Origin of the sequence: Streptomyces sp. NPDC002790 (assembly GCF_040295505.1) — a bacterium.
Classification (GTDB): domain Bacteria; phylum Actinomycetota; class Actinomycetes; order Streptomycetales; family Streptomycetaceae; genus Streptomyces.
In genome coordinates this window covers 50,976-61,886 of the sequence record NZ_JBEOVM010000035.1, presented here as the reverse complement: position 1 = coordinate 61,886, position 10,911 = coordinate 50,976, and the positions used below count along the sequence as shown (strand labels likewise).

The 10,911-nt window shown below is 72.2% G+C and carries 8 protein-coding genes; 2 read left to right on the top strand and 6 right to left on the bottom strand.

The window, feature by feature from the left end; translation table 11 throughout:
- Positions 1 to 100 precede the first annotated feature (100 nt).
- The 5 genes from ABT004_RS18220 to ABT004_RS18200 all read right to left on the bottom strand — a co-directional run bounded on the left by ABT004_RS18220 (position 101) and on the right by ABT004_RS18200 (position 4,059).
- Positions 101 to 1,186, bottom strand: a complete 1,086-nt coding sequence (locus tag ABT004_RS18220; protein WP_351337665.1) for an ABC transporter ATP-binding protein — start codon at positions 1,184 to 1,186, stop codon at positions 101 to 103.
- Positions 1,183 to 2,010 carry a molybdate ABC transporter permease subunit gene (modB, locus tag ABT004_RS18215; protein ID WP_351337662.1) on the bottom strand — a complete coding sequence of 276 codons (828 nt, stop codon included), beginning with the start codon at positions 2,008 to 2,010 and terminating at the stop codon, positions 1,183 to 1,185. Before modB ends, ABT004_RS18220 begins: the two co-directional genes overlap by 4 nt.
- On the bottom strand, positions 2,007 to 2,798 hold the full coding sequence (gene modA / locus ABT004_RS18210; protein WP_351337682.1) for a molybdate ABC transporter substrate-binding protein: 792 nt from the start codon (positions 2,796 to 2,798) through the stop codon (positions 2,007 to 2,009). The genes modB and modA overlap by 4 nt, the downstream gene beginning before the upstream one ends.
- 190 nt (positions 2,799 to 2,988) lie before the next feature.
- Positions 2,989 to 3,384: a TOBE domain-containing protein gene (locus tag ABT004_RS18205; protein WP_351337660.1), complete on the bottom strand. Its 396-nt coding sequence runs from the start codon at positions 3,382 to 3,384 to the stop codon at positions 2,989 to 2,991.
- 72 nt (positions 3,385 to 3,456) lie between these two features.
- The gene (locus ABT004_RS18200) at positions 3,457 to 4,059 is read right to left on the bottom strand and encodes a TOPRIM nucleotidyl transferase/hydrolase domain-containing protein (RefSeq protein WP_351337680.1); all 603 of its coding nucleotides are present in this window, start codon (positions 4,057 to 4,059) and stop codon (positions 3,457 to 3,459) included.
- A gap of 233 nt (positions 4,060 to 4,292) precedes the next feature.
- On the opposite strand from ABT004_RS18200, the gene ABT004_RS18195 reads away from it, so the two are divergent.
- Complete coding sequence (locus tag ABT004_RS18195) at positions 4,293 to 6,992, top strand: ATP-binding protein (RefSeq protein WP_351337657.1); 2,700 nt, start codon at positions 4,293 to 4,295, stop codon at positions 6,990 to 6,992.
- A gap of 111 nt (positions 6,993 to 7,103) precedes the next feature.
- On the opposite strand, the gene ABT004_RS18190 is transcribed toward ABT004_RS18195, so the two are convergent.
- Positions 7,104 to 7,784 carry a GntR family transcriptional regulator gene (locus ABT004_RS18190; protein WP_351337654.1) on the bottom strand — a complete coding sequence of 227 codons (681 nt, stop codon included), beginning with the start codon at positions 7,782 to 7,784 and terminating at the stop codon, positions 7,104 to 7,106.
- Between the two features lie 140 nt (positions 7,785 to 7,924).
- Between ABT004_RS18190 and ABT004_RS18185 the strand changes: the two genes are divergently transcribed.
- On the top strand, positions 7,925 to 10,849 hold the full coding sequence (locus ABT004_RS18185) for an AMP-binding protein (RefSeq protein ID WP_351337651.1): 2,925 nt from the start codon (positions 7,925 to 7,927) through the stop codon (positions 10,847 to 10,849).
- Positions 10,850 to 10,911: the final 62 nt, after the last annotated feature.

The following is a 10,911-nucleotide window of genomic DNA, read 5'->3' as shown; positions in this document are numbered from 1 at the left end:
GGCGATTGAGGCGATCTTTTAAGCCCCTGCGGCGATTGAGCAGCGGGGTCCGGGGCGGAGCCCCGGGAGCTCAGCCCCGGGGGGCCAGCCCGCTCCCCGGCTACGCCGGATACGCGTGTGTCTGCGTCGCCTTCACCGTCGCCCAGACCTCCGCTCCGGGCTGCAGCCCCAACTCCGCCGCCGCCACCGTCGTAAGATCCGCGGCCAGCGGAAGCTCACCGGAGAGGGCCGCGCGGATCTGGTCCCCGTGGGCCTCCATGCCGCTCACCTCGCAGCGCCACAGGTTGCGGGCACTGGAACCGGTGGGCTGCTCCCGGTGCAGCGTGACCGCGCTCGGCGGGAATGCCACGAAGACCGGACCGGAGAGGTCCTCCGTGGTCGTGATCGCGGGACCGTCGTCCGCGATGTGGACGGTATGTCCATCCGCGCTGCCCCGGTACAGGTTCAGGCCGACGAGCTGCGCGATGTAGTCCGTACGCGGGCGGCGCGCGACATCCGACGGGGCGCCCTCCTGGACGACGCGGCCGTGCTCGATGACGACGAGCCGGTCGGCCAGCACCATCGCGTCCAGCGGATCGTGCGTGACCAGGACCGCCACCGCCTCGAACTCGGCCAGGTGGCGCCGGAGTTGGGCCCGTACGTCCAGGCGGGTACGGGCGTCGAGCGCGGCGAGCGGCTCGTCGAGGAGGAGGAGCCGCGGCCGCGTGGCGAGCGCACGGGCGAGCGCCACGCGCTGGGCCTGGCCGCCGGACAGCCGGCGCGGCTTCGCCCCGGCGTGCTCCGCGAGCCCCATCCGGTCGAGCCAGGCCTGCGCCTGCGTACGGGACTCGGCCTTCGTGGCGCCCTGGCAGCGCGGCCCGAACGCCACGTTGTCGAGGGCGGTCAGGTGCGGGAAGAGGAGGTAGTCCTGGAACACCACGCCCACGGGACGTGACTCCGGCGGCGTGCCGTCGAGGGATGTGCCGTCGAGGTCGAGGTGCCCCGCGTCCAGCGGCGTCAGCCCGGCCAGCGCGCGCAGCGCGGTCGTCTTCCCGGCCCCGTTCGGCCCGAGCAGCGCGACGACGTCGCCGGGCTTCGCGGCCAGCGCGACATCGAGCCGGAAGGTGCCGCGGTCCACGACGAGCCGCGCGTCGAGGCCCGACCCTGCCACATCCTCGTACGGTGCCGGCTTCTCAAGGTCGGTCATGACGCGGTCATCCAGCGGTCACGCAGGCCCGCGAGCACCGTGATGGACACGGCGAGCAGCACCAGGCTGAGGGAGATCGCCGCGGCCGGGTCGCTCTGCATGGCGAGGTACACGGCGAGCGGCATGGTCTGGGTGCGGCCGGGAAAGTTGCCGGCGAAGGTGATCGTCGCGCCGAACTCGCCGAGCGCCCGCGCCCACGCGAGCACCGCTCCGGCCGCGATACCGGGCGCGATCAGCGGCAGCGTCACCCGCCGGAACGCGGTGAACCGGGAGGCGCCGAGCGTCGTGGCCGCCTCCTCGTAGCGCGGGTCGGCCGCTCGCAGGGTGCCCTCAACGCTGATCACGAGGAACGGCATCGCCACGAACGCCTCGGCGATCACGACGCCGGTCGTGGTGAACGGCAGCGTGATCCCGAACCACTGGTCCAGGTACTGCCCGACGACACCGTTCCTGCCGAGCGCCGTGAGCAGCGCGACACCGCCCACCACGGGCGGCAGCACCAGCGGCAGCGTCACCAGGGCCCGTACGAGACCGCGCCCCGGGAACTCCGTGCGCGCGAGCAGCCACGCCAGCGGCACCCCGAGCACCAGGCTCACCAGCGTCGCCGACGTGGCGCACACCAGCGACAGTTGGAGCGCCTGCCACACCTCGGGGCTGGTCAGCTGCTCGGGCAGCTGCGCCCACGGGGCCCGTACGAGCAGTGCGATCAGCGGCACCACCAGGAACGCGAGCCCCACGAGCGCGGGTACGAGCAGCGGCAGCGGAGGGACGCGGCCGCGGCGGCGCCGCGACCCGCCCTCCACAGTGTCGTGCACTGCGGTCACGGCTTCAGGAACCCGGCATCGGTCAGCGCCTTCTGTCCGTCGGCGGACTTGACCAGCTCGATGAACGCCTTGGCCGCCGCGGCGTTGGGCGCCTTCTTCAGCGGGGCGATCGGGTAGGCGTTGATGGCGTCCTTGGACTCCGGGAACTCCACGCCCTCCACCTTGTCACCCGCCGCGTGCACATCGGTCTTGTACACGACCGCCGCGTCCGCCTCCTTCAGCTCCACCTTCGTCAGGGCGCTCTTGACGTCCTGCTCGTACGAGACCGGGGTGAGCTTCAGCTTGCTCGCGGTCAGCGCCGTCTGCGCGGCGGCGCCGCACGGCACCTCCTTTGCGCACAGCACGACCTTCTGGCCGGGCTTCGTGAGGTCCTTCAGGGACGACACCTTGTGCGGGTTGCCGGGGAGGGTGGCGATCTCCAGCTGGTTGCGGACGAAGGTGCTCGGCTCGCCGTCGGCGTCACCCGCGTCGGTCACCGTCTTCATCGTCTTGGGGCTCGCGGCCGCGAACACATCGGCGGGCGCGCCGCCGGTGATGCCCGCGGCGAGGCTGTCGCTGCCGCCGAAGTTGAAGGTGACCTTGGTGCCGGGGTGCTCCTTCTCGAACTGCTTGCCCAGCTTCTCGAAGCTCTCCTTGAGGGAGGCGGCGGCGAACACGTTCACCGTCCCGGACAGCTTCTTGCCGCTGGACGAGGAGCTGGGCGAGGAGCCGGAGGAGTCCGTGTCGGACGATCCGCAGGCGCTCAGCGTCAGCACCGCCGCCGCCCCGATGCCGGTCACTTGCAGCATGCGGCGGGTCGTGGTCCTGCGTGCGGAACGGGTTGTCACGGTTCAGCTCCCCTGCTGTGTCCTGGAACGCTTACGGCGAACATACTGCCGCATCTGCCAGGTGTAAGTCGCCTGTGGGTTCGCATGATCCCGATGGATGGACGGGGTGGGTCCGCATGTGCGTTCCTACGTGAGTGCGGCTGCCGACCGCTCAGACGCGGTCGATATGGACATTCGTCGACTTCACGCGGGCCGTGGCCTCCATGCCGACCTCCAGGCCCAGCTCCTCCACCGCCTCCCGCGTGAGCAGCGAGACGAGCCGGTGCGGACCGGCCTGGATCTCCACCTGGGCGGCGACGTCGCCGAGCTTCACGGCGGTGACGATCCCGGGGAAGGCGTTGCGCACCGAGGTGTACGAGGGGTGATCGTCGGCGTCGTCGCCCGCGGCCAACTCCACGGAGAAAGCGGCGAGATCCTTGCCCTGGACGACCCGGTGCCCGCTCGCGTCGCGGTGTGTGACGATCCGCCCGGCGTCCGCCCACCGCCGCGCGGTGTCGGGGCTGACGCCGAGCAGCCGTGCGGCCTGGCCGATTGTGTAGGACTGCATGCGGCCAAGTTACCTTCCGGCCGCCGCGCGAAGATCGCTCAACGTGCCCGACAGGAACATCGCGGTGCGCCCCTACAACTGCGCGAACAGCGCCTCAAGCGGCGCGGGCACGCACCCGGCGTCGCAGGCCGCCTCGGTCAGCAGCCTCCCGTAGCGGATCTTGCGGCCCGCCTTGGTGCCGAGGAAGCGGCGCAGGCGGCGGTGCGCGGACCTGTCCTGCTGAGCGGGCTGGCGCGCGAAGGTCTGCCAGGGGCTCCACTCGCCCGCCTCGCGGACGACCTCCTCGACCCGTGCCGCGCCGAGCGCGCGGATGAACTCGTCCTCCAGGTCCGCGACACACACGAAGACGGTGTCCTCACCCCGCCCCAGCGCGCGGTCGTAGAAGCGCCGCTCGCGCTCGTCGCACAGCCCGCTCAGCCGCAGCCCGAGCCCTTCCGGTCCGAGCAGCCGTGCGTACCGCCCCACATTCATCGCTCCGCCCATGGACACGACACACACGCCCTCGGCCGCGAGGTCCCGCCCGCGCCGCTCGGCGAGCGCGTCAACCGCCGCGACGTCACTCAGCCCTTCCAGGAGAACGGCGCCGTGCACGCGCAGGCGCACGGCCAACGCGCGCGCCGGGTCACCGGGGCCGCCCGCCGCCCACTCGGCGACCGCCTCGTGAAACGCCCTCATGCCTGCCGTGTCCGTCGTCTCCGTCACGCGCTCAATCCTCTGCTGGAAGGGCCGGGAGCCCAACCGAGTATCACGGCGAGCCGGAAACTCGGTCGAACCGCTCCCGTGCCGCACCGCGCCGGTACTAGCCTCGAAGTCCGTTCAAAACGCCCACGCATGCCATGGGCACATTCTGCGGGACGTTTCTACGGGCACGTACCGCGGCCCACACAAGGCGACCCCCAGGGACCCGTATGGACGCCACACCTCCAGGACCCCGCCTCCTCGAGCGTGACCTCGAAATGGCCGCGGCGACAAGGGCGTTGGACGCGCTGTGCGGTGCGCGGCGCACCGGCGGCGTGGTCGTCTACCGGGGTGAGGCGGGCGTCGGGAAGACCGCGCTGCTCACCCGGATCGCGGACGCCGCCCGCACGCGCTGCACCGTGCACGCGGCGCGGTCCGGCGAGTCCACCACGCATCAGCCGTTCCACCTGGTGCGGCACCTGCTAGGCCCCGCGCTCGGCTCGGCCTCCCCGCGGACCGCGTCCGGTCCCGCCCTCGACGTCGCGGGACCCGCCCTCGGTCTCAGCGCGCCCGGCGCCGTCCCCACGGACCCGCAGGGCGTCCGCGACGCGCTCGACACGCTCCTCGCCGAACTGGCCCGCGGGCGCGGCACCGCCCAGGGCGACCCCGAGCCGCTCGTCCTGCTCGCCGACGACGCCCACTGGGCCGACGGCGAGAGCCTCACCTGGCTCGCCTCGCTGGCGCCGCGCCTCACCGCGCTGCCGGTCCTGCTCGTCGTCGCGCACCGCCCGGAAGAACTCGCGGACACCTCGCGCGAGACCGCGGCCAACCTCGCCGCACTCGCCCGCGCCGCCCGCCTGCACGTCACCCTCCAGTCCCTCACCCAGGAGGCCACCGGCGACCTGGTGCGCGGCGTGCTCGGCGACACGGCCGACGACGTCTTCTGCCGCGAGGTGTGGGCGGTGACCACCGGAAACCCGTACGAGGCCGTGGAGTTGCTCGCCAAGTGCAGCGCCCGCGGCCTCGCCCCGACGCAGGACTCCGCCCCGGTGCTGCGCGCCTTCGGCGCCACGGCGCGCGGCGGCGGCATCGTGGCCCGGCTCGGCGAACTCGACCCGGACTGCAACCGGTTGGCGTGGGCCGCGGCCGTCCTCGGCACCGACATCACGTTCGCCTCGGCGGCCGGGCTCGCGGGCCTGCCGCCGGAGCGGGCCACCCGATGCGTGCAACTGCTGCGCGACGCCCGCATCCTGGCGCCCGTCGGGGGGCCGGACGGCCCACGCCCGGCCGCCTTCGGGGAGGTCTTCGACCCTTCCGAGTCCCTCGACTTCCAGCACCCGCTCGTCGGCACCGCCGTCTACCGCAGCGTCCCGCCCGCCACCCGCACCGCCCTGCACGGCCAGGCCGCCTGGACGCTCACCCGGCGCGGCCACGGGCCCGCCGCGATCTCCCGGCACCTCCTCGAGGTGCACCCCGACGACGACCAGGAGGCGGTCCGCCAGCTGCGCGCCGCCGCCGCCGAACACCTCGCCGTCGGCGCGCCCGAGGCGGCCCGCCGCTGCCTGGAGCGCGCCCTGCGCGAACCGCCGTCCGTCGTCCACCGGGCCCAAGTGCTCTACGAACTCGGCTGCGCCTGCCTGCTCTCCTCACCCGTCACCACCGTCCAGCACCTACGCGCGGCTCTCCAACTACCGGGCCTCACCGATCAGTTGCGCATCGACGCCACCCTGCGCCTGGCCCAGGCACTCGCCCACGGCAACCAGATGCGGGACGCCGCGCGCTGCGTCGCCGACAGTGCCGCCGTCACCCCGCCCGGCACCCAGCAACTACGGTTGCTGGCTGCCCGGTTCATGTACGAGTCGTTCCTCGCCGAGGAGGACGACGGGCCCGGCCGGTCCGAACAACTCGCCTCGCTGGCCGACCCGTTGCCCGGTGCCGACAACGCCGAGCGCGCCCTGCTGACCCTGCGCGCCTTCGACGCGATGCTGCGCGGCGAGAGCGCCGACCACGTGGCCGACCTGTGCGACCGCGTCCTCGTCGACGGCCGGCTCGCGCCCGGACTCGGCTGGACCGACACCGAATGGGGCTTCGAAATCCCCGCGCTGCTCGGCATCACGCTCGCCTACATCGACCGGCTGCACGACGCGGAGGGCCTGTTCACCGACGCGCTGCGCACCTTCGAACTCGGCGGCTGGAGCGGCGCCCACCTGGCCTTCGCACACATCCTGTGCGGAGCCGTCGAGCGCAGGCGCGGCCGCCTCGTGGAGGCCGAGGCGTACCTGCGCGAAGGGCTGCGGCTGGCCGAACGCGTCGGCGGCCGGGCCACCGTCCACTGGGACGCGCTCTGCCTGCTGATCGACACACTGCTCGCCCGCGGCCACGTCGACAAGGCGCTCCAACTCGCCGACGACCACGGGTTCTGCGCGCCCTACCCGGACGCGCTGATCCTCCCCGACGCCCGCTCGGTACGCGGCCGCCTGCTGCTCGCGCTCGGCCACGCCAAGGAAGCCAGGGCCGAACTCGAGGGCACCGCCGCCTCGACGACGCCCCGCGGCCGCCACAACGTGCAATGGGCGCCCTGGCCCTACGATCTCGCGGACCTGATCGCCGAGGAGAACCCCCAGCGTGCCGCCACGCTCCTCGCCGACGCCCGCCACTGGGCCGGCGTACTAGGCACCCGCAGCGCCGTCGGAGAGTCCCTGCGCCGCGCGGCCGCGTCGGCACCACCGGAGCGGGCCCACGCCCTGCTCACAGAGGCGGTCCGCAACCTCGCCGACTCCCCGGCTGCGTACGAAGAGGCCGCCGCCCGCCTCGACCTGGCCGAATCCACCACCGACCCCACCCAGGCCCGCCGCGCCCTGACCCTGGCGGAAACCTGCGGAGCGGATGGCTTGGCGGAACGGGCGCGGGCGCTGCTCGGGTCCCTTTAACCGCCTGCGGCGGGTGGGCCAATCAAGCCCCTGTACCGGGTGAGCCATTTCAAGCCCCTGCGGCGATTGAGCAGCGGGGGCCCGGGCAGAGCCCCGTGACGTAGGCGACGGTCAGCCCGCCACCTGCCCCGCCGACTCCGTCACATGCCGCCACGTCCGCACCAACTGACTGAACTCCTTGACCTGCACCAGCACATGCTCACGCGCCGCATCCTCCGCCCGCCCCGCCGCCCCCGCGGCAATCGCGTCGGCAATCTCCCGATGCTCCGCAAGCGACCTCCGCATCCGATCCGGCACCCGCAACTGCAGCCGCCGATACGGCTGAAGAGCCCGCTTCAGCGCATGAGCCTGCTGCCGCAGATACTCGTTCCCGCACGAGTCGTACACGACCGCGTGGAACCGGGCGTTGGCGTAGTAGTAGGGATCGGCGTCCCCCGCGCGCGCATGCTGCTCGCACTCCCGCAGCGCGTCCTCCAACTCGGCGAGCGCCTCGCCCTCGATGCGTCGCGCCGACAGCCGCGCCGCCATCCCCTCCAGCTCCGCCATGACCTCGAAGCGCTCGGCCAGCTCGGACACGCTCAACTCGGTGACGTACGTGCCCTGCTTCGGGCGGATCTGTACGAGGCCCGACCGTTCGAGCGCCTGCAGCGCCTCGCGCACCGGCGTGCGCGAGCAGCCGAACTCGCGCTCCAGCTCCGCCGGGTCAAGGCGCTCGCCCGGCCGGTACCGGCCGTCCACCACCGCGTTCTCCAGTGCGTCGCGCACGCGCCTGGCCTCGGGAACTCGAGCCATCTCCACCTCCGATTGCCCAGATTATCCGCCCGCTCAGGGGGTGGCGTCGGCCACTCCTGTGATCTACGGTGCGCTTGTTATATACATCACGGCCTGCGATGCATATCAAGCGTCGGGGCAAGACGTGGAGAGGGGCGCGGATGGGCCAGCGTGACGAGCGGCACGGCGGACGCCACGACGAACGTCACGGCGAAGGCCGCGACGGCTGGCTTCTGACCGACCTGTACCGGGCCCTCGGAAGGGTCGGCGGGCAAGGAGTGGACGGCGCCGACCGCCCGGCGACCGACGCCCCGCTCGACCAGCTGCTCGCGGCCTGCGAAGTCCTGATGAGCGACGTCGGCGAGGCCTCCATGCGCGCCGTCGCGGCCCGTGCCCTCGCCGCCTACGGCGCGCTCGACGACACCGGCCGGCTCACCTTCTTCGCCCACATCACCCAGACCTACGACGCCGACGCCGACCAGGTCCGCGCCGCCTACCGCCGCTGGGAGGAGGCACGCGCCACCGGCTCCCAGGGAGAAGCGGAACTCGTCCGCCTCTTCGACGTCGTCGAGCCGGCCCGCCAGCAGCTGCTGCGCCGCATGAACCACGCGCCCGACGCCACCCTCGCCCTGGTCCACATGCGCGCCGACCTGCGCCGCCTGCTGCCCGCCCGCCCCGAACTGCGGCCCCTCGACCACGACTTCCACCACCTGCTCACGTCCTGGTTCAACCGCGGTTTCCTGCGCATGCAGGAGGTCACGGTGGACTCGCCGCCCGAGCTGCACCGCCATCTGCTGCGCGGCGAGCGGGTGCACCCGATGGCGAACGAGGCCGAACTGCGGCGCCGTATCGAGCCCGAGGACCGCCGCGTCCACGCCTTCTTCCACCCCGCCACCGGCGACGTACCCCTGATCTTCGTAGAGGTCGCCCTCGTCCGCGGGCTGCCCGACAGCATCGCCCCGCTGCTCGAACCGGGCCCCTCGCTCAGTGCCGCGCACGCGGACACGGCGGCGCTCTACTCCATCAACAACGCGCTCGACGGCCTCGCCGGAGTCTCCTTCGGCAGCTTCCTCATCAAGCAGGTCATCGAGCAGGTCGGCGAACAGCTCCCGCACCTGACGCAGTTCGCGACACTGTCCCCGATCCCCGGCTTCCGGCCGTGGCTGGAGGGCCGGGCCGCGAGCGAACCCCAACTGCGCGCGCTGGTCGCGGATTTGGAGTCTCTGGAGCAGGGCACGCTCCCCGCGGCAGCGGACGTCGAGCGCATCCGCCCCCGTCTCCTCGACGCCCTCGCCCGCTACATCACCGTCGAACGGCGCCCCGACGGCCGGCCCCTCGACCCGGTCGCCCGCTTCCACCTGGGCAACGGGGCCGCCGCATGGCAACTCGACTGGCCAGCCAATCAGTCGCGCGAAGCCTGGGAGCAGTCCTACGGAGCGATGATCAACTACCGCTACGAACCGGACCAGTTGGAGCGCCGCCACGAGGACTTCGTGCGCCGCAGGACCGTCGCGATCGGCGGGCCCCTCAAGAACAAGAAAGGAACCACCGCCATGGGAACCATCCCGACGGAACCCTTCCGCACCATCCACCGGTCCTTCGTCGAGCAGACGGAACTCCGCCCGGACAAGGCGCTCTTCGAGCTGCCCGACGGGCGGTCGGTGACCTACCGCGAGACGGCGGACCTCGTGTCGCGCATCGCCGCACGCCTCGTCGCCGACGGCGTCGCCCCCGGCGACCGCGTCGCCATGCAGGTCGACAAGTCGGTCGACGCCATCGCCCTCTACCTGGCGACGCTGCGGATCGGCGGCGTGTTCCTGCCGCTCAACACCGCCTACACCGGCGCCGAGATCGACTACTTCATCGGCGACGCCAAGCCGCGCGTCCTCGTCTGCCCGCCGCATCGCCGCGCCGACCACGCCCACCGCGAAGGCCCGGACCTCGTCGTCGAGACCCTCGGCACCGCGGGCGACGGCAGCCTCCTCGAAGGCGATGCCCACCACGACGACGTATACGAGGCCGCTGCGAGCGACCCGGCCGCCATTCTCTACACCTCCGGTACCACGGGCCGCTCCAAGGGCGCGATTCTCACGCACGAGAACCTCGCCTCCAACTGCGAGGCACTGCTGGCCTCTTGGCAGTTCACGTCCGATGACCGGCTCATCCACGCCCTGCCGATCTTCCACGTCCACGGCCTCTTCGTCGCCGCCAACATGGTGCTCGCCTCGGGCGCCTCCATGTTCTTCCTGCCGAAGTTCGACGCCGACGCGATCGCGGAGCTGCTGCCGCGCGCGACCGTGCTCATGGGGGTGCCCACCTTCTACACGCGCCTGCTCAAGCACGAGAAGGTCACCCCGCAGACGTGCGCCTCCATGCGCCTGTTCGTCTCCGGCTCCGCGCCGCTGCTCGCCAGCGACCACGAGGCGTTCGAGGCCCGCACGGGTCACGCCATCCTCGAGCGCTACGGCATGACCGAGACGGGCATGAACACCACCAACCCGTACGAGGGCGGCCCCCGCAAGCCCGGCACCGTGGGCAAGGCGCTGCCCGGCGTCGAGATCCGCGTGGTGGACGCCGAGACCGGAAAGCCCCTCGAACAGGGCGAGGTCGGCAGCGTAGAAGTGCGCGGCCCCAACGTCTTCGCCGGGTACTGGCAGATGCCCGAGAAGACCGCCGCCGAGTTCCGCGAGGACGGCTTCTTCATCACCGGCGACCTCGGCCTCATCGACGAGGACGGCTACCTCTGCATCTCCGGGCGCGGCAAGGACCTGATCATCTCCGGCGGCTACAACGTCTACCCCAAGGAGATCGAGTCGCTCCTCGACGCCCACCCCACGGTCCTCGAATCGGCCGTGATCGGCGTCCCGCACCCGGACTTCGGCGAGACGGCTGTCGCCGTGGTCGTCGCCGCACCGGGCCAGGAGCCGCGGGAGCGGGACCTCATCGACTCCATCTCCGCCGACCTCGCCCGCTTCAAGCACCCGCGCGCCGTACGCGTCGTGGAGTCGCTGCCCCGCAACGTCATGGGCAAGGTCCAGAAGGCCGAACTGCGCAAGACCTACGGGGACTTGTTCACGACGCCCTGACCCTCCCCGCCCTCCCTTTCCCCGCTTTCCTCATCCCCTGCTTTCCTCAATCCCGGTCTCTC

Excerpts from the sequence above, each read along its gene's own strand:
- ABT004_RS18220 (WP_351337665.1), bottom strand. The coding sequence starts at position 1,186 with ATGACCGACCTTGAGAAGCCGGCACCGTACGAGGATGTGGCAGGGTCG.
- modA (WP_351337682.1), bottom strand. The coding sequence starts at position 2,798 with ATGCTGCAAGTGACCGGCATCGGGGCGGCGGCGGTGCTGACGCTGAGC.
- ABT004_RS18205 (WP_351337660.1), bottom strand. The coding sequence starts at position 3,384 with ATGCAGTCCTACACAATCGGCCAGGCCGCACGGCTGCTCGGCGTCAGC.
- ABT004_RS18200 (WP_351337680.1), bottom strand. The coding sequence starts at position 4,059 with ATGAGGGCGTTTCACGAGGCGGTCGCCGAGTGGGCGGCGGGCGGCCCC.
- ABT004_RS18195 (WP_351337657.1), top strand. The coding sequence starts at position 4,293 with ATGGACGCCACACCTCCAGGACCCCGCCTCCTCGAGCGTGACCTCGAA.
- ABT004_RS18190 (WP_351337654.1), bottom strand. The coding sequence starts at position 7,784 with ATGGCTCGAGTTCCCGAGGCCAGGCGCGTGCGCGACGCACTGGAGAAC.
- ABT004_RS18185 (WP_351337651.1), top strand. The coding sequence starts at position 7,925 with ATGGGCCAGCGTGACGAGCGGCACGGCGGACGCCACGACGAACGTCAC.